At 45.6% G+C, this 25,471-nt stretch carries 22 protein-coding genes; 19 read left to right on the top strand and 3 right to left on the bottom strand.

Translation table 11 applies throughout. The features are described from left to right. The 10 genes from CHX35_RS03435 to CHX35_RS03390 all read left to right on the top strand — a co-directional run bounded on the left by CHX35_RS03435 (position 1) and on the right by CHX35_RS03390 (position 12,794). On the top strand, positions 1-5,667 hold the full coding sequence (locus CHX35_RS03435; RefSeq protein WP_091833961.1) for a non-ribosomal peptide synthetase: 5,667 nt from the start codon (positions 1-3) through the stop codon (positions 5,665-5,667). Further along, positions 5,664-6,707, top strand: coding sequence for an LLM class flavin-dependent oxidoreductase (locus tag CHX35_RS03430; RefSeq protein ID WP_245838602.1), 1,044 nt, complete (start codon positions 5,664-5,666; stop codon positions 6,705-6,707). The genes CHX35_RS03435 and CHX35_RS03430 overlap by 4 nt, the downstream gene beginning before the upstream one ends. A 120-nt stretch (positions 6,708-6,827) precedes the next feature. Then, positions 6,828-7,871: an HAD-IIIC family phosphatase gene (locus CHX35_RS03425; protein WP_091833958.1), complete on the top strand. Its 1,044-nt coding sequence runs from the start codon at positions 6,828-6,830 to the stop codon at positions 7,869-7,871. Between the two features lie 94 nt (positions 7,872-7,965). Next, positions 7,966-8,529, top strand: a complete 564-nt coding sequence (locus CHX35_RS03420; protein WP_091833955.1) for a hypothetical protein — start codon at positions 7,966-7,968, stop codon at positions 8,527-8,529. Beyond that, complete coding sequence (locus CHX35_RS03415) at positions 8,529-9,497, top strand: BtrH N-terminal domain-containing protein (protein ID WP_091833951.1); 969 nt, start codon at positions 8,529-8,531, stop codon at positions 9,495-9,497. Before CHX35_RS03420 ends, CHX35_RS03415 begins: the two co-directional genes overlap by 1 nt. Before the next feature lie 25 nt (positions 9,498-9,522). Then, positions 9,523-10,452 carry an ornithine carbamoyltransferase gene (locus CHX35_RS03410; protein ID WP_091833948.1) on the top strand — a complete coding sequence of 310 codons (930 nt, stop codon included), beginning with the start codon at positions 9,523-9,525 and terminating at the stop codon, positions 10,450-10,452. A gap of 267 nt (positions 10,453-10,719) precedes the next feature. Beyond that, complete coding sequence (locus CHX35_RS03405; protein WP_091833945.1) at positions 10,720-11,403, top strand: DUF6273 domain-containing protein; 684 nt, start codon at positions 10,720-10,722, stop codon at positions 11,401-11,403. A gap of 114 nt (positions 11,404-11,517) precedes the next feature. Then, positions 11,518-11,949, top strand: coding sequence for an SRPBCC family protein (locus CHX35_RS03400; protein WP_091833942.1), 432 nt, complete (start codon positions 11,518-11,520; stop codon positions 11,947-11,949). 1 nt (position 11,950) lies between these two features. After that, positions 11,951-12,277 carry an ArsR/SmtB family transcription factor gene (locus tag CHX35_RS03395; protein WP_091833938.1) on the top strand — a complete coding sequence of 109 codons (327 nt, stop codon included), beginning with the start codon at positions 11,951-11,953 and terminating at the stop codon, positions 12,275-12,277. A gap of 226 nt (positions 12,278-12,503) precedes the next feature. Then, positions 12,504-12,794 carry a hypothetical protein gene (locus CHX35_RS03390; RefSeq protein ID WP_091833935.1) on the top strand — a complete coding sequence of 97 codons (291 nt, stop codon included), beginning with the start codon at positions 12,504-12,506 and terminating at the stop codon, positions 12,792-12,794. 55 nt (positions 12,795-12,849) lie between these two features. Here the strand turns inward: CHX35_RS03390 and CHX35_RS03385 are convergent, their stop codons facing one another. Further along, entirely contained in the window at positions 12,850-13,752 is a 903-nt protein-coding gene (locus CHX35_RS03385) for a LysR family transcriptional regulator (protein ID WP_091833931.1), read from the bottom strand. A gap of 105 nt (positions 13,753-13,857) precedes the next feature. Between CHX35_RS03385 and CHX35_RS03380 the strand changes: the two genes are divergently transcribed. Then, positions 13,858-14,883, top strand: coding sequence for a YeiH family protein (locus CHX35_RS03380; RefSeq protein WP_091833928.1), 1,026 nt, complete (start codon positions 13,858-13,860; stop codon positions 14,881-14,883). Positions 14,884-14,941: 58 nt separating this feature from the next. Here the strand turns inward: CHX35_RS03380 and CHX35_RS03375 are convergent, their stop codons facing one another. Then, positions 14,942-16,027 carry an isocitrate/isopropylmalate family dehydrogenase gene (locus CHX35_RS03375; protein WP_176391859.1) on the bottom strand — a complete coding sequence of 362 codons (1,086 nt, stop codon included), beginning with the start codon at positions 16,025-16,027 and terminating at the stop codon, positions 14,942-14,944. Between the two features lie 182 nt (positions 16,028-16,209). On the opposite strand from CHX35_RS03375, the gene nagZ reads away from it, so the two are divergent. The 8 genes from nagZ (at position 16,210) to ccpA (ending at position 23,593) form a co-directional block, all read left to right on the top strand. Then, on the top strand, positions 16,210-18,015 hold the full coding sequence (gene nagZ / locus CHX35_RS03370) for a beta-N-acetylhexosaminidase (protein WP_091833925.1): 1,806 nt from the start codon (positions 16,210-16,212) through the stop codon (positions 18,013-18,015). An 83-nt stretch (positions 18,016-18,098) separates the two neighbouring features. Then, positions 18,099-18,503 (top strand): DUF948 domain-containing protein, encoded by a 405-nt coding sequence (locus tag CHX35_RS03365; protein ID WP_245838627.1) that lies wholly within the window; start codon positions 18,099-18,101, stop codon positions 18,501-18,503. Between the two features lie 39 nt (positions 18,504-18,542). Then, positions 18,543-18,881 (top strand): YtxH domain-containing protein, encoded by a 339-nt coding sequence (locus CHX35_RS03360; protein ID WP_091833919.1) that lies wholly within the window; start codon positions 18,543-18,545, stop codon positions 18,879-18,881. Positions 18,882-18,999: 118 nt separating this feature from the next. Continuing rightward, entirely contained in the window at positions 19,000-19,422 is a 423-nt protein-coding gene (locus CHX35_RS03355) for an EamA family transporter (protein WP_091833916.1), read from the top strand. Positions 19,423-19,636: 214 nt separating this feature from the next. Beyond that, on the top strand, positions 19,637-20,170 hold the full coding sequence (locus tag CHX35_RS03350) for an RNA polymerase sigma factor (protein WP_091833913.1): 534 nt from the start codon (positions 19,637-19,639) through the stop codon (positions 20,168-20,170). A 12-nt stretch (positions 20,171-20,182) separates the two neighbouring features. Continuing rightward, entirely contained in the window at positions 20,183-20,938 is a 756-nt protein-coding gene (locus tag CHX35_RS03345) for an anti-sigma factor family protein (protein ID WP_091833910.1), read from the top strand. Between the two features lie 139 nt (positions 20,939-21,077). Next, complete coding sequence (locus tag CHX35_RS03340) at positions 21,078-22,172, top strand: bifunctional 3-deoxy-7-phosphoheptulonate synthase/chorismate mutase (RefSeq protein WP_091834456.1); 1,095 nt, start codon at positions 21,078-21,080, stop codon at positions 22,170-22,172. 389 nt (positions 22,173-22,561) lie between these two features. Continuing rightward, positions 22,562-23,593, top strand: a complete 1,032-nt coding sequence (ccpA, locus tag CHX35_RS03335; RefSeq protein WP_091833906.1) for a catabolite control protein A — start codon at positions 22,562-22,564, stop codon at positions 23,591-23,593. An 82-nt stretch (positions 23,594-23,675) separates the two neighbouring features. Here the strand turns inward: ccpA and CHX35_RS03330 are convergent, their stop codons facing one another. Next, a complete protein-coding gene (locus CHX35_RS03330) occupies positions 23,676-25,346 on the bottom strand; it encodes a ribonuclease J (protein WP_425435291.1) in 1,671 nt (556 codons plus the stop codon). Positions 25,347-25,471: the final 125 nt, after the last annotated feature.

Genomic DNA, 25,471 nt, shown 5'->3' with positions numbered 1-25,471 from the left:
ATGGCAACGCGAATCGTCACAGAAGATCTCATCATTGCAAGCCATCAAAAGGACACCGAACGTCGCTACTGGCTGAAACAATTGGCAGGGGAGCTAGCGGATAGCCGATTTCCTTCGGATCAGGTGGTGGAATTGGAGGGAGTAGAAGGTTTTTCCACGATCCCCTTTGAATGCGATGAGGTTTTGTCGGATCGACTTGGAGAAATTTCCAACCATTCGGATATCCGGCTGTTTATGGTGCTAACGGCTGGATTAACGCTTCTTTTAAATAAATACACCGGGGTAGAAGATGTTCTCGTGGGTGCACCGGTCCACCGTCAACAAGAAGAGGCGGATTTTATCAATACGATCCTCATCCTACGTCAAAGGGTGAAGGAAGAGTGGGATTTTAAGCAACTTCTCATGCAGACACGTGACACAATCTCTGATGCGATGCAACATCAGAACTTTCCCTTAATCACACTGCGTGATCAGTTATCGAAAGAGCTGCCAGAGGGCCGTTCATTTCCCTTTCGAACAGGGATCGTCCTTGAGGAATTACAGGACATTCAGTACTTGGAACCTGCTGATTCTGAATTAATCTTCTCCTTTTGCCATAACAATGGTCGCCTTCAAGGAGCCCTTCACTATCAGGTGGAACGATTTCACGCTGATACGGTGGAACGTTTGGGACAACATTATATTGCCTTGCTTACGGAGGCAGTAAAACATCCAGAAGTACCTCTTATGGAGCTGGATTGGATCACTCCAATGGAGCAAAAACAGATCCAGCAGTTTAATGCGACCGAAGCGGATTATCCCCATGAAAACACCCTCACCCAGTTATTTGATCAACAGGCGTCGAAAACACCCGAGCGACTGGCGGTGGTATCAGAGGGGCGTTCCCTTACCTACGCAGAGCTTAAGCAACAGGTGGATCAAGTGGCCACTGCATTACACCACAAGGGGATTGGTTCAGGTCATATCGTGGGCCTATTGCCGGAACGGACGTCGGAAGCAATCATTGCTCTTCTTGGCATCATGAAGGCAGGGGCAGCCTATCTGCCGATATCACCCCATTGGCCAAGTCATCGTGTCCAGGAAATTCTTGAGGATTGTAAGGCTCCCTTGTTAATTACCTCCACCGAATTTCAGCATTTGCTTGCAGTCAAGGCAGAGGAAGTGCCCCTTGGCGGCCACTCAGCGGACCTGGCCTATGTGATTTACACCTCCGGTTCTACAGGGAAACCAAAAGGAATCTTGGTCGAGCATCGGCAAGTGGTTAACTTTACATGGGGAATGTGGAGAGAGATCTATTCCCATTATGAGGATCCCTTTCGGGCTGCGCTCGTCTCTCCCTTTGAATTTGATGCTTCCATTCAATTGCTTTTTGGAACCCTTCTATTCGGTCACACCCTTCATATCGTGCCAGAGGAAGCGCGATTAAATGGCGGATTACTCCTTGAATTCCTTCGTCATCATCAAATTGAAGTGATGGATGGGACCCCCACTCACCTTCGCCATATGATGGATCATTTGCAAAAGGGTGAGGGTCTTGCGCTTCGACATCTCATCATTGCCGGCGAAACATTATCGCCAGTGCTTGCAAAAAGTTTTCTTGAGGGATTTGCCGACAATCAACCACGGCTAACGAATGCCTACGGACCCACTGAGGCCACTGTTAATGCTAGTTCCTATTCCATCCCCTATGAAAACCTAGCCACCATGCAACGGGTGCCGATTGGGTCACCATTATCAAACTATAAGATCCTTGTGCTCGGTCCATGTAACCAACTTCAACCCATTGGCGTGCCAGGGGAATTATGCATCGTAGGGGATGGATTGGCCCGTGGCTATCTCCATCGTCCCGAGCAAAATCAAGCTAAATTTCAGAAGTATGGTGAAGATCGCATGTACCGCACAGGCGATCTTGCATGTTGGTTACCCGATGGGAATTTGGACTATTTGGGTCGAATCGATGATCAAGTGAAGGTGCGTGGTATGCGAATTGAACTAGGGGAAATCGAGAGCCGATTGCGTGCACACCCATCGGTACGTGATACCGTGGTTACCTTGCAACCAGTGAAAGATGAAGAGCCGTACCTTTGTGCCTATATGGTACTGGAACCCTCTTGTGACCTGACAGATATCCGTCGTTCCTTGGTCGCCGAATTGCCCTATTATATGGTCCCTACCCATTTGATTCCGCTAGAGAAGATTCCAGTGACCTCCAATGGAAAGATTGACCGAAAAGCCCTCCCTATACCAGGGGAGAACCCGTCGAATCATACTTTTGCAGCACCAGTGAATGAGATGGAGAGGGCATTGGCAACTATTTGGTGTCAGGTGCTTGGGATTGAGAAGGTCAGCATCCACGATACTTTTTTTGAACGAGGTGGAAATTCGCTACAGATAACGACGATGGCGGCTCATATCAAACGGGATTTGGGTGTGGATATTCCCTTGCGCGAAGTATTCCTAAAACCGACGATTCATGATTTAGCGAAGTTGGTTCAGTCAGTGAAGGAACGGAGTTTTACAGGAATATCGCCTCAGGGGAAACAAGAAAGCTTCCCCGTTTCCTCCGCTCAAAAACGCTTGTATGTGCTAAACCGGTTTGAGAACGTGGGTACCGCGTATAACCTTCCAGGCGTGTTACAGGTAGAGGGGCCCTTTTCCGTAGAAGGAGTAGAAGCGGCGATTCAATCTTTGATTGAGCGCCATGAATCCCTTAGAACATCCTTTCACTTTCAGAATGGACACCCTGTTCAAGTCATTGCAGATCCGTTTCCTTTTCAGGTAGAACGATGGGAAGGTATCGAAAATAAGGAGATACCAGGTGTAATTCAGTCCTTTATACGCCCCTTTGATTTGACAAAGGCACCCCTTATTCGAGTGGGACTAATTTCAGTGTGTGGTCAATCGAATCTTCACTATCTACTCTTTGATTTTCATCATATTGTTGCGGACGGAGTCTCCCTTGCGTTGCTAGAACAGGAGTTTATCCGTTTGTACAATGGTGAACGCCTTGCACCGTTGCCTCTGCAATATAAAGACTACGCGGTCTGGCAACAAGAGCAGAACGAGAGCAAGGCGATGAAGGAACAAGAGCGCTACTGGCTTCATCAAATGCGCGGTGAAGTTCCTGTACTAGAGCTACCAACGGACTTTCCTCGCACATTAAATAAACATTTTGCTGGGGATCGTTTGCATGTTGAAATCCCAAGCACGTTGACAAAGCAATTGAAAACCTTTGCTGACAACCATGGCGTAACACTGTATATGGTTCTTCTGGCAACCTATAATGTGCTTCTTCATCGCTACACGAAGCAAGAGGATATCATCGTAGGAACTCCTATAGCGGGTCGTTTGCACAGCGATCAGGAATCGATGGTGGGTATGTTTGTCAATACGCTGGCGATGCGTAATTATCCCACCGGGGATCAAAGCTTTATCCAGTTCCTCGATGAAGTGAAGAAACAGGCAATTGATGCCTATCAACACCAAGAGTATCCCTTTGAGGAGTTAGTCGATCGTTTGCAACTCGAACGTCATTCCAGTCACAATCCTTTGTTTGACACGATGTTATTTATGCAGAATTACACCCGACAACCAGGTGAAGTGAGAGGGGTAACCTTTACACCGTATCCCTTTACACACCATGCGGCAAAATTTGATATCACGCTGGAGTTTCACCAAGAGGAAGAGGATCTGTTGATGGCGGTGGAATATGCAACTGCACTCTTTAAGCGGGATTCCATGGAACGATTCGCAGAATTGTTTCTGAGGATATTAGCAGATGTGATTCAAAATCCCGATCAATCCTTACGGGAGATTAATTTGATCGATGAAGAAGAGAGGCACAAGGTACTTACTACTTTTAATCAAACATCCCGTGTTTGGGAAGATACCCAACTCGTCCATCAATTGCTAGAAGAGCAAGCGAGTAAGTATCCAGATAGCGAAGCGCTTGTTTCAGAGCAGGGTTCGTTAACCTACGAAGAGCTGAATGCGAGAGCAAATCAACTCGCGCGCAATCTTCGTGAACGAATCGTAGATACAGAGGGTCGTGTCGGGCTACTTCTGCACCGTTCACAGGAGTTGGTGGTTGCGATCTTTGCTGTACTCAAGGCGGGAGGGACGTATGTACCGATTGATCCAGAATTTCCGCAGGATCGTATACGCTTTTTGCTCAAGGATAGTGGAGCAACCATTCTATTAACCCAGAATGGTTTGCATGAAGAGGTTGATTTTGCAGGCGCCAGGATGGATGTAACTGATGAAGGATACTATCAGGGAGATTCTAGCAACTTATCTCCGATTACAAACACGGAGCACCTCGCCTATATCTTATATACTTCAGGGTCGACGGGTCAGCCCAAAGGGGTCATGGTGGAACATCAGAGTATACTCAATTTCATATATGCCATGCAACAGGATTACCCAATGACGGCCGCTGATACCTTTTTGTTAAAAACACCCTATACCTTTGATGTATCGGTTCCAGAGCTGTTTGGTTGGACGGTAGTAGGGGGACGGCTTGCCATTCTCAACGAAGGTGAACATCGTCATCCAAAGGCCATCCTACGCGCAATTAGCCAGTACCAAGTGGGGTTACTCAATTTTGTCCCCTCGATGTTTGGCGCTTTTCTACATGCAATTGGTGGGGATAGCGAAGCCCTGTGTCCACTTCACTATTTGCTACTCAGTGGGGAAGCTGTGACCAAGGATCTCGTCGAAGGATTTCATCGTTTGAATACGACGGTTCAGTTGGACAATCTTTATGGTCCAACGGAAGCGACGGTCTTTACCACAAGGTATCCTCTCAACAGGGTAGAGAATTCGGCCCGCGTCCCGATTGGTCAACCGATTGCCAATGTCGAGGTTTATATTCTCGATGAACAGGAGAAGCCGGTTCCGATCGGGGTAGTCGGCGAATTATACATTGCAGGAGCCGGCCTTGCCCGGGGGTATCTCAATAATGACGAGCTGACAGCAAAAAAATTTCGCCCCCATCCCTTTATTGAAGGAGAACGGATGTATCACACTGGGGACCTTGCCCGTTGGCTTCCAGATGGTAACGTGGAGTTTTTGGGACGAATTGATCACCAGGTGAAAGTGAATGGCTTTCGGATTGAGCTGGGTGAAATTGAAAATCGACTCTACCAAATCGAGGGGATCATCGAGGCGGTTGTTGTTGATCGAACTGATACGCTAGGCAATAAACAATTGGTTGCTTTCTATGTTTCAGATCGTATAATGGATCCTTCCGCTCTGAAAGCTCATGTGAGTCGCTTTCTACCCAGCTTTATGGTGCCAGCATTTTATCATCCACTCACCGAAATGGTGCGAACCTCGAGTGGAAAGATCGATCGCAATTCACTTTTGACGATTCCCGTAGAGGCTGAACAAGCGGATGTTGCTGTAACACAGCCACGTACCGATCTAGAGCGCAACCTTATCCGTTTCTGGAAGCAGTTGTTTAAGAGAGAGGCGATTGGGATTGATGACGATTTCTTTGAATTGGGTGGAAACTCATTAGCAGCTGTGGAGCTTGATCTCGCTTTAGAAGAGAAAGGTGTAGTTGAAGAGGCAGAACTATTGGTTTATGAACATCGCACCATTCGACTTCTTGCAGACTATCTGACGGGTAACCAAGTACAAAACCTGCGAGGAGAGGATGAATGATGGAATTTTGCTGGGGATTACCTGTCATTCCAACTCCTCAAACCAAGGATCTCTTGGATGCCTATATCGATCAGTCGAAGCGCGCAGAGGCGAACGGTTTTGATTCCGTACTCGTTTCGGTTGCACCGACCTCAGTCGATCCCTTCGTTGCCAGCACGTTAATCGGCATGAACACCGAGAGCATCAGAATTCTTGTCGCCCAAAATACAAACCAAATGCTCCCTACAGTGACAGCGAAGGCGGTCCATACGTTGAATCAGCTGATCGGGGATCGGGTAGATGTCAATGTGGTGACAGGGAGTGCCTCCATGGTACTCGCTCGTGATGGAAAACCGGAGCCCCATGGTGTTCGTTATCAGCGGACAAAGGAGTATATCGATCTTATTCAGCAGTTACGTAGGGGCGTTACGACTTATGCGGGAAGGTTTTATCAGGTAGAGAATAGCGATATCTATCCAAAGGAGAACCCGGAACATCGGGCCCGTTACTTTATCGCAGGCTCCTCGGAGGCAGCGATGCAGGTAGCTGCTGAGCATGGTGATGCGTATATTCTCTATGCCACGGATCGTAACACCCTTAAAGAACACTTTACCAAGGTGCAAAACTATGGAAAAGAATATGGTCACTCAGACATTCCATGTGCGGTACTCGTGGATATCATTGCCCGAGAAACTACAGAAGAAGCCTTTCAAACGGCAAATGAATTGCTTGAGAGAACCCCTACTACCCTAAAACGAATGACAAAATTGTTTTTAAAGAATGCAGACTCGGTTGGGCTCAGTCGCTACAAAAATCTGCGCAAAGAAGATGATTACTGGGTCGACGAACATTTGTGGGGTGGGCTGAGTGTCGTCAATCCATCCAATTCGGTATCAATTGTAGGAAGCTACCCAGATGTCATCGCTACCCTCCTTGATTTTAGAAGGGCAGGAGCGAGTTATTTTCTCCTTACCTCTCAAATGAGTGACACTGAGATTGAACGCATTGGTCAACACGTCCTACGCCCGTTGAAAGAGACTGCTATAAAATCTCCCGTCTAATATAACGACGACGGGAGAAGCATCACAGGTGAGATGCAAATGTCGTGTTCCTTTGAGTCACTAGTCCTTGTGCTGAACAATCACAAAGGATGATCTGGATGAGGAAGAGGAGGGAAGCCCGTGAGTAAAGAGATCAAATGCGTGGTATGGGATCTCGATCATACGATTTGGGAAGGGGTATTACTAGAGTCCTCTCATGTTACCTTGAAGCCAGGCATCACGGAAATTATCCATGAACTGGATCGGCGGGGGATTCTACAATCCATTGCAAGTAAAAATAATCGTGAAGATGCCTTGAAGAAGTTAAGGGAATTCGGGTTGGCGGAGTACTTTCTATACCCAGAAATCCATTGGAATGCCAAGTCCACCTCCATCGAAGCCATTCGCATCCAGTTAAATATTGGGCTGGATACCTTTGCATTTATTGATGATCAACCCTTTGAACGAGAAGAAGTGAAGAGTGTCCATGAGGAAGTACTCTGCATGGATGCAGTGAAGTACAGAGAACTCCTTCATCTGTCACGTATGCAACCAAAGAGATTGACAGCGGATTCCTCTCGGCGCCGTTTAATGTATATCGAGAATATGAAACGGCAGCAGGAGGAAGAAATCTATGAAGGGCCGAAGGAAGCGTTTTTATCCTCTCTCAAGATGAAATTTGTGATTAGTGAAGCACGGGAAGAAGATCTACAGCGGGCTGAGGAGTTGACCCTACGCACTAATCAACTGAACTCTACAGGGATTACCTATGACTATGATGAGCTTAACTTTTTTCGCCAAGACCCGAATCATCTTCTACTTGTATGCGAATTGACGGACCGATACGGTTCCTATGGAAAAATAGGATTGGCCTTGATTCATAAAAGAGCAGAAGCGGACTATTTAAAGCTCTTACTGATGTCCTGTCGCGTCATGTCTCGTGGGGTGGGTACGGTACTTCTAACCCATTTGATGCAACAGACAAAAAATGCTGGTAAACGTTTTTTGGCGGAGTTTTGTCAAACCGACCGGAACCGGATGATGTTTGTCACTTATCGTTTAGCTGGATTTAAAGAGGTCGATCAGCGGGGCGATATCTCGATCCTAGAACACCCACTAGAAAAGCTTTATCCATTCCCTTCGTATATGGATGTGCAAGTGCCCGAGTCTGTGAGTCGATCATGACAATCGATACGTTCAGAATCAATCGCACTGCCAAGAGGTAAACCTCACGCTTTTACCAACTGTGTTCAATAAAACAATAGCGGGGTGGTTTTAAATGGGGCAATGTACACCACTCGATATTACCCCTTATGTAAATAACCGGGGGGTGACTCAAGCGGATGTGGACCATCAGATTGGATTTATCACCACGGGTGGGTGTTCACTTCCCTTTGAGGAAATTCCAATCGAAGCCGGCTTGATTATTGAGGGAGTTCCCTTTCAATTCAGTTACACCGATGAGGGAGACAACATCGAACTAGAAGGACAAATCCTTCGCTTTTCTCCAGTGACTGCCCGTAAAATTCATATCCTCGGTGTCTCAACAAATGGGAATTTTTTTGACCGAATTCAGTTTCTTAGCGAAGAGAGACTGATCCACACAGATCGCCTCGCTTTAACCAACTTTATTGAGCGAGAGCCATTTTTCCCGAAAAACCGTGTGGCTTTGCAATTTACTTATATGAATACACGGGTAGGACCTAGGAATTCGCTACATCCTATTCTTTGGCATACGGCCCTTGATTTCGAGAAAGAACGTTCCTTTGACACGATCATCTTGGAGGACAACCCCTCCATGCATATCTTTGCGATTACATTCGAAGGGGGAGGCGATCATTAATGGGAGAGGTTACAGCCTATATCGATTCCAATAAAAATTGCTTTCACCTCGTATTAGCCGCGATTCTGAAGAGAAAGGGGATTCATCCCGACTATGCATGGAATCAAGCCGGTCTTTATTATGAAGACTTGGGAGACGAATGGAAATTAACGCCTTACTTTGAAAGTGTGGACAACTGTCTACATGGGGTACAGGTACGGTCTGAATCCTTTTCGACGAGTGATCATCTCATCGAGCGCCTGGATGCATTGTTAACACCCGAGCGGACGGTGGTCGTGGGGGTTGATATTTATGAATTACCCTACTGTCTGTACTATCAGGAAAAGCATGCGCCCCACAGTATAGAGATCTTACGGCGAGAAGATGGAAACTATCAGATTTGTGACCATTTTTTTCAATTTATTGATCCCCTCTCTCGTAGTGATCTGAAAAAGGCACTCGATTCGTATGAACAACATTGTTTGTTAAAAACCAACCTTCATTATCTTCAACTTTCTGAAAGGGAGTGGAAACTTCCTGACTTAGCGGATGCAATGACGGTGATGAAAAAAAATTGTGCGATGATGGAGGGGGTTTTACTGGAAGGAATGGAGCCGCTCGGATCAGGGATCTATGGCTTTCAAGTAATTGACCACTTAATGCATCGATTGGATACGATGTTGTCCATGGAAGAGGTAGTTGCGAAGGAGATCATGGAAGAGATGTATTGTAATTTGAAAGAAATTTCCCATTCCCGTGATAACTATGGTGCGTTTTTAAAGCGGATGGGATTGGAAGAATTGATATCGCCAATCGAGGAGGCGGGTCAATGTTGGAAGGCGGCGGCAAATATGCTATTGCGCGCCAAGGTAGCAGGAAACCATGAGGGGATGAAACCACGAATTTTTAAACGGCTCGAACGTGTGAAGGAACAAGAACGCTTAGTAGTGGAGCAGATCGGAAACTATCTGGCGGTTACCGGGAAGTAACATTGGTAGAAAGGCGGGATGTGTGATGAAAAGACATCTTATTACCCTCGCAGATCTTTCGGATCAAGAGCTACGATACTTAGTAAAGCGAGGCGTGGAATTTGCTCAGGGTCACGTGCAGACGAACCAGCCGTTGCTGGGGAATGTGATTGGCATTTATTTTCGTAAAACTTCTACCCGAACTAGAACCGCGTTCTCTGCAGCAGCACTGCGATTGGGCGCCCAAATTATTTCATATGGACCCAATGATTTGCAAGAAAATACGGGGGAATCGATTGATGATACAACACGCGTACTTTCACGAATGTTAGATGGGTTGGTTGCGAGAACCGCAGGAAGTCCTCAAGAAATGAAGACCTTTGCCTCCCAAGACCGGATGGCCGTGATCAATGCGATGAGTGCAGATGAACATCCGACGCAAGCGTTGACAGATCTCACAACGATGCACCAACACTTTGGTGAGATCAAAGGGCTTCGCGTACTATACCTTGGAGAAGGAAATAATTCAGCCGCTGCCCTCGCTCTCTCTTTGTCCCGATTTCCTCATACAACACTCCATCTGCTGACGCCAGCGGGATATGGCTTATCACCATCAGTGCTTGAACAGGCGCAATTTTATACAGGTGCCTCCCAAGCCAAGGTGATCGAAACACATGATCCCTCCCAACTACCCGATGAGGTGGATGTCATCTATACGACTCGGTGGCAGACAACCGGCACAAGTAAACAAGACCCAACTTGGCGCGATAAGTTTCGCCCTTTTTCCGTAACCGAAGCATTGCTCAATCGTTACCCCAGTGCAATTTTTATGCATGATCTACCCGCCCACCGCGGTGATGAAGTAAGTGCTGCTGTCCTAGATGGCCCTGCCAGTATTGCCTTTGATCAAGCTGAAAATAAGTTGCATAGTGCGATGGCAACACTGGAATGGTGCTTAGGGAAGGGTCAACGATAACCAAAAATATAGTGACTGAACTACTTGACCCTATACGAACCCATTCAACGCAGTGATAAGTAGGAGTGCCCAGGGTGTGGCGCTCCTATTGTTATGATCCATGCAAAAAAGACGGAAACATCCCTCATATTTAAGGAGAAAACTGAACTATTTATTTTTTAATTGATACAATAGAAATTGTCATTAGATAGATGGCGAAAATTTACTTCGTTATATTTTCATTACATGTAAATAAGTGAATAAAAGACGAAAAGGAGAAGGTTGAAATTGGCAAACAATCAACATGGTTACTTAGGGTACAAATACGTAAAACCTGGCGAAATCATTCCTTTCGGATCGTATCCGCAAACGGGGCAGGGCTTAGATAGAACACCGATAAAGTGGCGAGTGCTACAAAATTCAGACAACATGTTATTGATGGTAAGCGAGTATATTCTGGACTGCAAGCGGTATCACGGTGAATGCGTGGATATTACGTGGCGTGACTGTGATTTGCGCAAGTGGTTGAACGGTGAATTCTATCATACTGCATTTAATGCCACCGAACAGGCATTGATTAAGACAACGCATTGTACAAACAATGGAGAAGGTAGCTTCGATACGGAGGATCAGATCTTTTTGCTAAGCGCTACTGAGTTAAAGGATTTGTCGGATATACACGGCAAGGATATGCGGCGTGCAGTTGGAACAGACTTTGCAAAGGCAAAAAAAGCCGATGGATGTCGCTTATATGTATATGACAAAACGAACAAAGATAACTATATCATCAAGAATGGAGAAGAAGTTGGCTGTTCCTGGTGGTGGCTACGCACACGAGGAAACAAACCGTCTCGGGCGTATTTTGTCGGTCCACGATGGAGTATTCGCAGCTATGCGAATGTCAATTTAGCCCGTGACGGTGTTCGCCCTGCTCTAATGATTGAATTTCAGCGGGATTCGCTCTATGAATGAGTAAGGATCGATCGTTATTTGACATAGAACCAAATGGTTTCGTAAAATGAACATGAAACCATTTGGTTTCATGTTGCTCAAGTGAACATTCAAAGATCGAGGAGGATGGGTTTGATGATGGAGGAAAGCAAGGAATCATTACCTGAGATTCGGAAAAGCCTTTTGTTGAACGCTCCGATTCAGCAGGTATGGGAAGCGGTTGCAACTGCAGAAGGGATTGCTGCTTGGTTTATGCCCAACGATTTTCAACCGGTAATGGGATATCAATTTCATTTAAATGCAGGTCCCTTTGGAAATTCTCCCTGTCACGTTACAGAACTCGAACCGCCTCATCGCCTGTCGTTTCGATGGGGAAAAGACTGGACAATTACTTTTCTTTTAGAGGAGCAGGAAGCTGGGACGAAATTTACCTTGATCCATGCAGGGTGGAACATGGATGAAGTAACAGAGTTTGGAGAAACCCATCGTGTGGTTCGCGATCGGATGGATCAAGGGTGGGACAAGCTGGTTAAGAAATTGGCTGAGATGGTTGAGGGTGACGCTTAATATGGCGACACCTTTAAAGAAGCACGATGTTTTTCAAGCGATTGCTGATCCAACCCGTAGACAGCTTCTTCATGTGCTAGCTGAACAAGAGATGCCAATCACACAAATTAGTAACCGATTTCCAATGAGTCGGACAGCTATCTCGAAGCACTTACGGGTATTGGAAGAAGCAGGGCTTGTCCAAAATCGAAGAGTCGGACGAGAAAAGAGATACCGTATGCAAGCAGAACCATTGCTTGAGTTAAAGCGGTGGTTATCCTTTTATGAGCGATTTTGGGATAATAAATTGGTGGCTTTGCAGCGTTTTGTGGAGGATGGACAAGAGTGATTAGGTCTGTTGTGAAGGACTTGCTAACAACGTAAAAAAGAGCCCTTGTATCAGACAGGGCTTTTTTGTTATGCAATCAGACGAATTCATTGAAAAAAATTTTTACTTTTTCAATAGAAACGTTAAAATAGAAATACCTTGTCCTTAATCATAGGTTTATTTTGTGGTGATCAACTGTTGTCATTTTGTTGAAAGTCCTATTTTTTTACATGGAAGGATGGGTTTGATGGACGAAATGAATAAGGAATTGATGGCAATCGTTCTTCAAATGATTAAAGAAGTGTATCAAAAAACGATTCAATTGGAGGAAGTTCTCCATTCCGGAAGTGTGCAAATCCTTTCGCGTTCCTTTGATCCACTCAATGAAATGCTAAATGCGATTCAATATCCTCCTTCAAAAATAACATTGGTGTATGAGTTGATCCAAGTTTACTTGGAAGATGAGATGACATTGCAAGAGATTATGATCGGGATTGAAAATGGTCGGAAAGAAGCATTGGAAGAAGTGACGACTTAATTCATGTACGTTGAAAAGAGACTAGGAGTATCCTGGTCTCTTTTTTTTTGCTAGGTCAAGGGGAAGGGAATGAATGATTCTTTTGTTCAGTAATTAGAAAAGTAAGGAAGAGATCCATCGCTTTCGTATGAAAGGAGGAGGCGCGTGTCAGTGCGTAAAAATGGCGATGCATTCTGTATCCGTGGATTCGAATGGTTTTCAAAGTATGAAGGCGACGTTCTTTGCGAATGCACCAAGGAGAGAGAATGGTGACACCCAAACCAGACTCCACGGATTCTTTAATGACTTGCGTACTTCCGAATTCCAATATGTTCTTTGGTGAAAGATCCGTATCAAGGAAGAATTGATTGGCGACTTCCCTTGTACCCGAGCCTTCTTCACGAAGAAGCCATTGTTCATGCGCCAGTTCATGTACATGAATGGTTTCTTTATTAGCGAGCCAATGATTCGTTGGAACCGTGAGAAAAAGTTCATCCTCCGAAACCGGTTGGACTTCCAGTTCTGGGTGGTCCAGCCTTCCTTCAACAATACCGATATCCAACATTCGACGACGGACTTCTTCGCCAATTCGATAGGTATTGTGGATGGTTACTTTGGGGTGAATTTGGGGATAGTCTGCACAAAAGTTTGCGAGCATCGGAGGGAGTACATATTCACCAAATGTGTAACTGGCTCCTAAGGATAGGGGACCACTTGCGGATTGTGTTAGATCGTCAATTAGCCGTTTGGTTCGGGCATATTGATTAAGTATTTCTGACCCCTCCCGAAGGAGGATGTTCCCTGCGGGGGTTAGTTCCACCGATTTATTGTTCCTTTCTAAGAGACGAGCGCCATAGCGAGTTTCGAGGGCGCGAATTTGCTGACTGACAGCGGGCTGGGTTAAATGCAATTCCTCAGCAGCACGAGAAAAACTTCGTGTTTTTGCGACGGTGATAAAGATCCGTAATCCTTGTTCCATCATGGTGCCCCCTTAGTGGATAAGTAAATCTTATAATAAGCATTAAATTAATCAATTTTACTTATTATTTACATGCGTGTACGCTGAGATAAAGGAGTGTACGCGATGAAACGAATCCTTAGTCTTCCTCAATCGGATAGAGCAAAACAAACGACCCGGGAAAAGGTAATTCGGGGACTGCTTGGTGTATTCTTTACCTTGATTTTGGCGGCAGTATCTTTTCCGTTAGCGCGGTTACCCGGACTTGAAAAAGTGGGTCCTTTAATTGTGGCTTTGATTTTAGCAGCTCTCTGGCGCCATCGAATGGGTTACCCAGTGCAATGGGAAGCAGGGATCCGTTTTTCATCGGCTAAACTGTTACGCATCGCCATCATTTTATATGGCTTTCGTTTAAATATAGGCGAAGTATGGAATCAAGGGATGGGAATCATGTTACGAGACAGTCTGGTCGTAGCGGCTGGGATTGCCTTCGTGCTTTTTATTTCCCATCGCATGAAGGCGGATCGTGAACTCAGTGTGTTACTTGCGATTGGAACCGGAATTTGTGGAGCCGCAGCCATTGCCGCTGTATCGCCCATTCTTAATACAAAGGAAGAGAAAACGGCAACGGGAGTCGGTTTGATTGCATTGATGGGGACGCTCATGACGCTACTCTATACCGTATTGTATCCCTGGTTGCCCCTAAGTACTGAGCAATACGCCCTTTGGTCGGGGTTTAGTCTTCATGAACTTGCCCATGTCGCAGCAGCGTCCTCTCTAGCTGGCCCGGATGCCCTTTCGGTGGCTCTATTAACAAAACTGGGTCGTGTCTTTTTACTGATACCGGTTTGTCTATTTTTGCTCGCGTGGAAACGACGCAAGCAAGATCATCCAATTCAAGGATCCTTTCCTATTCCATGGTTTCTGGTTGGTTTTATAGGCGCCAGTCTGCTTGGTTCTTTCATCTCCATTCCACCCTTTTTGATGGATAAATTAACGGGTATGGGAACCTTTTTGTTGGCAGCAGCGATGGCGGGTCTTGGATTTCATATCCGTTTCGATACGTTGCGAAAACAAATTTCACGCCCCTTTCTTGCTCTTGTAGGGGGATCTTTCCTACTCTCCCTTTGGGCCCTATTGCTTGTGCTGTAAGTCATATTTTAAGCATAAAAAAACCCCTGTAACCTGTACAGGGGGGAGCCCATGTTTCTTACATTTGTAGGCTCGTCCATACTTCCAATTTGGTTTGAATTTTATTAATAACTTCGTTGGTAAATTCGGTTGTTGTGGAGCTTCCGCCCAGATCAGAAGTACGAATACCATCTTTTACGGTTTCAATGGTAGCCTCATAGATCGCTCGAGAAGCTGCTGGAGCCTGAGGATGATCCAAGTGGGTGAGTAGGGATGCACTGGCTAGGATCATCGCCATGGGGTTGGCTACATTTTTACCAAAGAGCCCAGGTGCAGTTCCATGAGGAGCTTCAGCCATAATCGTTTTTGGATTAAAGTCATCATCGAAGCTCATCAGAATGGATTCGGAACCTGCGATGGAACCAAAGAGTTGTAAAACCATATCACTGAGGCAATCGCCATCGCGGTTCAAAGCAGGGATGACTAAAGGATCGCCTGGGTTGTTCAAAAGAAGCGCATAGGTCGCATCGATCAATTGGGGTTCATAAGCCACATCAGGATAGCGTTTGCTAGCTTCGTCCATCTCTTCTTTTAGCATGCCTTCATAAATCGGGCTTACCGTGTATTTAGGACCGCCGAATACTTTGGCACGCGTCCGTTTAGCATGGCGGAAAGTGTATTCAGCCACTGCACGACAGGTTTTTCGGTCGATGGATTCTGTCCGATAAGAAACTTCATTCACGCCTTCACCTTCACGCCATTCCTTCGCACCGTATGCATCACCTACCGCCATACGAATCACAGAGATCGGAGCGAATGTACCAGCGATGGGGACCACTCCAGGAATACGACGTCCAGAACGGACAATCACTTTCCCGTCAATTTCTTTGCGCAAAATCGCGTTAGGGCTTCCTACATCCCCTTTAATTTCCGGGGTAATCGTAGCTGCTTTTAGTCCATAACCCGCTTCTTTCATGGCACGTGCAGCCTCGTGAACAACTTCATTTTTCGTTTTTCTGCGGTTTTCCAGACTCAAGTCAAAGTGCTTAAATGCAAGATCAAACCCGATCACGTCGGGGGAAAGGACTCGAAGGGCTTCTTCAAGTAATTCTTGTCCGGTTTGGTCCCCTTCAAGAACCACAATCATATTCTTTTCGTTCAACATAATCACCTCATGACATATTATCCTTCCTCATTATACAGGGAAGGTTCTTTACATACCACAGGATCGAAGATTCGGAAAGTAAAGATATATTATAAAGACAGAGGAATGGGTACAAATGGATGCAACACCCTAAGGTATAATAGAGGGTACTGAATCTCTGATTGTGATCAAGGAGTGATAGTATGAAAATAATTCCAGCCTTTAAGCGATGGGGATGGTTATGGGTAAGTGTCCTACTCATTGTGGTTTTCGGTGTGATCTACTTCATTAATTTTACCTCGGGTCCATCCTCTCAACCTAAGGATGCGTCCCAGGACAAAATGAATGAATCAAGCAAACAAAAGGATGACTGGATAGACAAAACCATTGATCGGATGACCTTAAAAGAAAAAGTGGGTCAATTATTTATTGTTGGTTTTCATAATGAAGAACAGCCGGCTTACGAAATGAATCAACAGGCAAAGCGTTTAATCCAACAAAAACATGTCGGTGGGATTATTTTATTTGACCGAAATATATCGTCACCACAGCAGGTTGGTAAGCTTGACAATCAATTACAGGAGACTGCTCGAGCCTCATCCTCTGGCATCCCCTTATTCATCTCTGTCGATCAGGAAGGCGGAGTAGTCGCCAGGCTTAAAAAAGGGGTGACGCTTTTTCCGGGAAATATGACGTTAGGTGCTACCCGTGATGAGAAATTAGCTTATCAATCGGGTAAAGTCATGGGGCAGGAACTACGAGCAATGGGAATCAATATGAATTTTGCCCCATCCCTTGATATTAATAACCGGCCTTCTAATCCCATTATTGGTGTTCGTTCTTATGGAAGTGACCCTGCTCTTGTCACAACGATGGGGATTGCTCAAATGAAGGGTTTTCAAGCGGGGAATGTGCTCTCGGCTATCAAACATTTCCCGGGCCATGGTAACACCTCGACAGATTCTCATATTGGTCTCCCCACTGTTGACCAGCCTTATTCTCGACTGGATCAAGTCGAACTGGTTCCTTTTAAAGCGGCGATAAAAGAGGGGGCGGATGTCATCATGTCCGCTCATATTACCTTTCCAGCCATTGATTCCACGCCAGGGTTACCTGGAACTTTATCCAAAAAAGTATTGACGGGTCTTTTGCGGGAACGTCTGGGGTATCAGGGGGTTATCGTTACAGATGACATGGAAATGGGTGCCATTGTGAAAAACTTTGGAGCAGCCGATGCGACGGTCCGTGCTGTAAAGGCGGGAGCAGATCTTATCCTCATTTCCCATGATCTTAAAAGACAGGAGCAATCCATTGATGCGGTGATCGATGCTGTTCACAAAGGAACCATTTCTGAGAAGAGGATTGATGCGTCCCTGCGACGAATCTTGAATTTGAAAGCAAAAAGATTTGATCAAAATGCGATCGTATATTCGCCAAAGGCTTCGATTGATGAAATTAATGATCAAATAGGAACTTCAGAGAATCATCAATGGGCACTACAAGTTGCGCAAAAGGGAAGTACGCTTTTGCGAGACAAGGAGCACGTGCTTCCGCTTTCGCCAAAAAAAGCACATAAACTGCTGGTTACTTCCCCGCTTGAGACGGACACGATGGCAAAAGCCCTACGAAATAAGGGGTTTGAAACCGTTGTACGTCCGTTAACACCGAAGATGGAAACAACGGGTATTTCCGAAGTCGTGCAACAGGCGAAGGGCGTGGATGCAATCATCCTCGGTGCTTTTCAATGGAAGGGGCATCCCGATCGTGTTCAGTTAGCACAAGCCCTACAAGAGACAGGGAAACCGGTTATTGTGGTGGGGATGGATACTCCCTATGATTTGATGGCGATGCCTGAAGTCAAAACGTACCTAGCTATGTATAGTTTTCGTCCTGTAGCGATGGAGGCGGCAGCCGAAGTGATCACAGGGAACATTCAAGCAAAAGGGAAATTGCCTGTCTCGATTCCAGATATGTATCCTGTGGGGACATCAAGCCTACCAACAAAATGAGAGACGATGGAACATCATTTCCATGTTTTAACGGGAGAATGGTTGGGTAAAACCGAAATACGGGAGGAGGAAGCCAGTTGATTATGGATATCAGCATTGCGGTTGTTGCTGTCGCATTTGTGGCACTTGTCATTGCGCTAGTCATGACATTAAAAAGGGTTATGAAAGTACTTGATTCTGTGGATCACACGCTTAAAGAGGTAGAACCTCAAGTGGAAGAAGTAATCGCACGAACCAAGAGAACGCTCGATGAAACCAATGCATTATTAGAAGACATCCGTGAGAAAAGCCGAAAAACGGATAGCCTTTTTCAAACGGTCGATCATATTGGAAATGGGCTTCAGGAATTATCCTCTACCCTCACCAGAACGGCAAGCGCTCAAAAAGAACGGTTAAGTAATGTGACCGCACTATTTAGTTCTGGATGGGATCTTTTTCGAAAACGGCGTTCGGAACGCTCATCAGAGCCACATCAACGGGTAAAATGAACATCCCTACACAAAAACGATCATATTGGAGTTGAGGATATGGGGAAGAATAGTGGTATGAGTGGGAAAGACCTATTTATCGGTGCTGTCATTGGAGGGGCTCTGGGTGCTGCCGCTGCCTTATTACTTGCACCACAATCAGGAAGGGAAACCCGACGGGACTTATCGAAGGGATTGGAAACGGCACGGGACAATTTTAAAGAGCAGGGGAGTCAAGTGTCAGGAAAAGCTATTGAAATGAAAGAAGCAGCAACGGATCGTTGGATTGACATTCGTGAATCGACTACAGAAGCAGCGAAGGATGTTGTATCAACGATGGAGGGCGTTGGGAAAAAGTTAGAGGAGATTGGTGAAAAAGTATCCAAGTTAAAATCTTAATTAAAAGGAGACGCCATCCTGTCGGGATGGCGTCTCCTTTTAATTAGGATTGCCTGTCCTAATCGCACTGTTGCTTACATATAGATGATGCAAAGAGGGTGAAGCAGGAGGCGGACAGATGAGCCGTGAAATGATTTATGCATTATTAGCAGCTGCTTGCTTTGGAATTGCTCCTGTGTTTGAAAAGCTGGGACTTGTTCGGACAGAACCGACGATGGCGTTATTTTTGCGTGCGTCTGTTACAACCATTTTAGTTACCGTATATCTCGGTTGGAATATCAGAGAGACCGGGTGGCAATTCCCTGATTCAAAATCGCTGATCTACGTAATACTAGGAGGGGTTTTTGGGGTGCTTTTTGCCCAGTATTTTTATTTTAAAGCGCTGGAGTTGGGTGAAGTAGGGAAAGTGATGGCGGTGGTAGGAAGTTTTCCTGTGTTGGCCTTTCTTTTATCGGTCATTATTTTTGGTGAATCCATCACCATGGGGAAAATTGGTGGAATCGTGCTAGTTGTTGCCGGAATATTTCTTCTAGGCGATTGACTGCAAATATAATGGTATGATGGCGAATGGTAGAGCATAATTAGCCACAGCATAGCCCAGGCAGTTCCATGAGGGTTGTGCTTTTTTTATGGACATGTTCTCCTAATCATAGGTAGGAATCGAATGAAAAATGATCGATCGATCTTTATATATGGATGGTTATTAAACGGTTTGGGGTGATTGTGCCCCGAAACGATGGAAGCAGGAGGTTGCCATGAGTGTGGAAAATACGCCGCGAAAGTCGATAACGGATGAGTTTTTGGCACGTCTAGAACAACATCGGCGGTACCTGTACCACATTGCTTATAGACTAACGGGTAATACGGAAGATGCGAAGGATCTTATGCAGGAGACGATATGGCAAGCCCATCGGAAATCGAATAAATATGTTTATGAAAAGTCTCTAAAAGCTTGGCTACGGACGATGATGACCAATCGTTTTCGTGATCAAAAACGGAAAAAAAGCTTGAAGCTGGTTGCGCTTGAAGATGCGTTTATTCAATCAGAACCTCATACAGCGCAAACCAAGTCGGTTGAGGAGCAGGTCGAAGAACGAATGATGTTAGAGCGCGTGAAGGATGAAATTTGCGAGTTACCGGATATCTATCGTCGGGTAATCGTGCTTCGTCACTTTAAAGGCTACTCCTATACTGAGATTAGTGAAGCATTGGACATACCTGAAGGGACGGTGAAGACCCAACTCTTCCGAGCACGGAAAATGCTGAAGGAACGACTCTCCAAAAAGTAAGGGGATCGGTCAATGTCTTGTAAAGATATGGATCGGTTGATCCAACTCTATGTGGATCAGGAGATCAATGAACAAGAACATGAGGAATTAAGGCATCATATCGCGGGTTGTGAATCCTGTCTAACCAGCTTGACAGAGATGGTTACCCTTGTCTCTTCTTTAGATGAGATTCGGCAACATGAGTTGTCGAATCGACCTGTGCCCTTCGTTAATCATTTTCTTAAATGGATGGTCGTTACGGCTGTGATCTTGTTATTTGTTACGGGAGGACCATCCTTGTTAACCCACCGTAATACGGGTTTAGATCAGGAAGCAGTAACCCTCGATGATGAAGTGGTTTTGCCATCGAAGATCACCGTTTTGGCAACAAAAAAAGAGGATCTTCATATTCCTGAGAGTGGCAATATTGAAGTGATTAGTCCTCGGCTTCAACCGCTAAAAAGTATAAAAATTGGAGGGCAGACCGCGTTGATCTATCCGAGCGCGATGCCTTTTTTAGCAGATAAAGATCAAAACTGGGTACGGAGCATGAAGCGTCTTGTCTTTGTGCATGTTCCTGATCAGGAGACATTAGAACATCTATTCTCTTCTGTCGGAATTGCTATGGAAGATAAGGATGCAAAAGGGATGGAAGAAACTACGTTTCCTACCTCCATTATTTTAACAACCGGCGATCATCCGAGATGGAGAACCTTTTCCTTTCCTGAAAATAAGCAAAAGGTCGTTCATTGGTTTGATAAGGTAGCATCAACTTCCACGATCCATTAAATTGTTCCGCGAGGAAGGATTTAATGGGTATTTTTATATTTTTTTCCTGGTTTTATTAACGCGAAAAACGGTGACAATCTACCAGAAGCTTGTTATAATGAACGGTAAAAATTTTGAGATGTTGGGAGACGAGATGAGTATGAGCGAAGAATTGAACAAGCTGAGAGCACAGATCGATGAAGTGAATGGAGAGCTATTGACCTTATTGAGTCGTCGGGCAGAATTAACCAAGCAAATTGGTGATGTCAAAGTAGCCCAAGGGGTAAACCGCTTTGATCCTGTCAGGGAGCGCGATATGTTGGATATGATTGTCGCATCCAACCCGGGTCCCTTTGATAACGATACAATCCGACATTTGTTTAAGCAGATTTTCAAAGCTTCTTTGGATCTGCAGCAACAGGATCATCAAAAGGTTCTTTTAGTTAGTCGGAAACGACAACCAGAAGATACAGTGGTAGCGATTGGAGATACCGTGGTCGGTGCAGGGGAAAAAACGATTGTAGCGGGACCTTGTTCAGTTGAGACGGAAGAGCAAGTGATGAAGGTTGCCCAATCCTTAAGCGAACAAGGCGTGTCATTGTTACGAGGTGGGGCATTTAAACCGCGTACATCACCCTATGATTTCCAAGGTCTTGGAGAAACCGGTCTAGCTATCCTGCGTCGTGCAGCGGACGCCTATGGGTTAAAGGTAATTAGTGAGATTGTGAATCCTAGTGATATGGAGATGGCTGCCCGCTATGTGGATGTCGTTCAGATCGGTGCTCGCAACATGCAAAACTTCGAACTGCTCAAAGCAGCAGGTGACTTAAATTTACCTGTATTCTTGAAACGTGGGATGTCGGCAACCGTAGAGGAATTCCTCTTTGCTGCGGAGTACATTGTTTCAAGAGGGAACTCCCAAGTAATCTTGTGTGAACGAGGTATCCGTACGTATGAAAAATGGACGCGGAACACATTGGATATCTCGGCGGTGCCTTTGTTAAAACAAGAAAGTCACTTACCCGTCTTTGTCGATATTACCCATTCGATTGGGCGGAGAGATATACAAATTCCGATTGCAAAAGCAGCATTGGCTGCAGGTGCAGATGGGTTAATGTTAGAAGTCCATCCAGATCCGGCAGTTGCATTATCGGATGCCAATCAACAAATTGATATTCCACAGTTTGAATCCTTTATGGATCAAATGTACTCCTCTGGTTTGGTTCAAAGAGAAGATAAACTTGTCCGAAGCTAATGTGAGTGGTGAATCGGCATAAATATGCCGATTCTTTTTTGTTATGAAGGACAAACTAGGAATGCCAGATGTGCTTCCGATTGATTGAGAACAGGATGTGTACGGAAGTGGTCCGGCAGAGGAATATATTACGAAGGATAAGGGTAGGAAATCCCATAGGCTGTTCATGGTACGGTGTATGAAGATATTTGTAATGACTTCCACCGTTTTGCGTGGGCTTCAGTTTGGGATTGATCACTAGGGCACTCTTGACTTGAAAGGTCCATGATAATTCTTGGATTCGTCAAGGATTTATCGGTTTAGTCACTAGGAAGAGGTTGTAATTTGTAATATCCTTATAAAAATATGACAGTAAGATAATGAACTATGAAATTAGGTGTGGATACAACATGGGTAAGAAAAAAGAGACCATTACCATTTATGATGTCGCTCGTGAGGCGGGGGTTTCCATGGCAACCGTTTCGCGTGTTGTAAACGGAAATCCCAATGTCAAGCCCATCACGCGCAAGAAAGTGCTTGATACCATTCAAAAGATGGGGTACCGTCCCAATGCGGTAGCTCGAGGGTTGGCAAGTAAAAAGACAACAACCGTTGGCGTTGTTATTCCTGATATCTCCTATGCTTTCTTTGCTGAATTGGCACGCGGCATTGAAGATATTGCAAATATGTATCATTACAATATCATCCTGTGTAATTCTGATTTGAAAAAAGAAAAAGAATTACAGTTAATTAACGCGTTGCTCGAAAAACAAGTGGATGGACTGCTTTTTCTTGGTGGTGAGGTAACAGAGGAACATCGTGAGACTTTTGCAGGTTCACAAGTGCCAATTGTACTGGCAGCAACCCGTGACGATGTCGACACGAAGCGCCCCTTCGTGACCATTGACCAAGTGCAGGCAGCAAAAGATGCTACGCATGTGTTGCTAAAAGAAGGGCATCAACGAGTAGGGCTGATTGGGGGTCCTTTGACGGACCCTATTATTGGATACCCCCGATTTTTAGGGTTTAAGGAGGCCTTAGCCGAGGCGAACGTAGATTTTGATGAGGAGCTAGTGCGCCTGGGTAATTTGCGCTATGATTCTGGCCTTCAGGCCGCGAAGGAGCTTCTTCAATTAGACGATGCACCGACCGCCCTCTTTGCTGTGAATGATGAAATGGCTGTTGGCGCGATCCATGCTGCCCAGGACTTAGGGAAAAAGGTGCCGGAGGATGTATCGATCATTGGCTTTGACAACATCTCCCTCGCCTCACAAGTGCGACCGCTTTTGTCTACGATTGCGGTACCGATGTATGATATCGGGGCAGTGGCTATGCGGTTGTTAACCAAGTATATGAATGATGAAGAGATCGAAAGCAACCAAGTGTTGCTCCAGTACCGGATTCATTTGGCGGATTCAACAACCTTGGCGGAAGTGGAATAGAAAAAATTACAACCGATAAAAAAAGAAGCCCCCACGCGATTCTTCGGGTGGGGGCTTCTTTTTTGTAAATCATCGATGGGATTTATGCATGAGTAACGATCGGAAGAATCAATGGTTGACGTTGTAACTTCCTACTTAAGTAGCGATCAAGGCGCTGTGAGATTTCGGCCTTCCAGCGATTTTGCGAAGTAATATTTCGCTCTAAGCAGGAGTCTAAGGTCTCTAAAACGATGGTACGCATATCATCAATCAGCTTTTCAGACTCCCTTACATAGACAAAACCGCGGGTGATAATTTCAGGTCCACCCCGTAAGATCGGTTTCTTCCGATCGACCGTGAGTAGGACAAGAACCAAACCACTTTCTGCTAATCGCCGTCGATCTTTAAGGACAATGCCGAAGTTGTTTTCAACGCCACTTCCATCAACAACGGTAAGGTCGAGGGGGATTTTTTCTCCTCGTCGTCCGCGTTTGCGAGTTAACTGCACGGTTTCCCCGTTTTCTAATACAAAGATATTGCGGGGGGGAATCCCCATGTCTTCCGCTAATTGTGCATGGGCGACCTGCATACGATGTTCCCCGTGAATGGGGATAAAGTAGCGGGGCTGAATTAACTGTAGCATGAGTTGCTGGTCAGTTTGACTCCCGTGCCCTGACGTATGAATGTCCACCTCGGGTCCATAAACGACCTCGGCTCCTGCTCTGAACAATCGATCAATGGTTCGGTAAACCTTGCGGGTATTACCGGGGATCGGTGCTGAAGAAAGAATGACCGTATCACCAGGGAGTAACTCCACAGAGGGGTGAGAGGCTGTGGATATCCGGGCGAGAGCAGCACGAGGTTCACCTTGACTCCCTGTACAGAGAATGACGAGCTGCTCTGGTCGATATTTTCGTAAATCCTTCGCATCGATTAACATGCCCTTAGGAATTGTCAAATGGCCAAGTTCTTCACTGATACGGAAGGCCTTGTCCATACTAAATCCAAGCACAGCCACTTTACGGTCCGTAATATGGGCGGCATCCACCACCTGTTGCAGCCGATAGACATTGGATGCAAAGGTGGAGAAGAAGATCCGTCCCTTTGCTTTTTGAAATAGGCGATGGATGGATTCACCGACGGTAGAATCAGAAGGAGTTGCTCCGACCCGTTCACTATTGGTACTATCCGAGAGCAAAGCTAGCACCTTTCCTTTACTCACCTGGGCAATCGCACCAAAGTCGACACCCGGTCCCGACGGAGGTGTCATATCAAATTTAAAATCACCCGTATGAACTACAGCACCTTCGGGCGTATGAACCACTACACCTAACGAATCGGGGATAGAGTGGTTCGTGCGGAAGAAAGAGATGGATATTTTATTAAATCGAATCGTTGAGTGATCGTGAACTTCCTTTAGTTTGACATTGCGTAATAGTCCGTGCTCTTGAAGAGCGGACCGAGCAAGTCCAATCGATAAAGGCGCACCAAATACGGGTACATTAAGGCGTGGAAGAACATAGGGCAAAGCGCCAATGTGGTCCTCATGTCCATGGGTAATGAAAATGCCTTTTACAAGCTCCTTATTTTCGAGCAAATAACGGATGTCCGGTAGGATGGATTCGACACCAGGGTGTTCTTCATCGGCAAATTTACGTCCACAATCAATGACGACGATTTCATCATCATAGCGTACGACGTACATGTTTTTTCCGATTTCTCCAAGGCCGCCCAGGGAGAAAATCGTTACAGAGTCGTTCAACTCACTCTTCACCTCCATAGGGCTTTATGTGTTCATCATCAGATACACGGGGTACCGATGATGGCTTAACAAGTAAGGCAGATGCTAAATACCATGATTCTTTTTTGAGAAGGAACCGAGTCAATTATGTAAGAAAA

The organism is Marininema halotolerans (assembly GCF_900116235.1).
Taxonomy (GTDB): domain Bacteria; phylum Bacillota; class Bacilli; order Thermoactinomycetales; family DSM-45169; genus Marininema; species Marininema halotolerans.
Note: the sequence above shows the minus strand (reverse complement) of the source record. Positions and strands in the feature narration are given on the sequence as shown.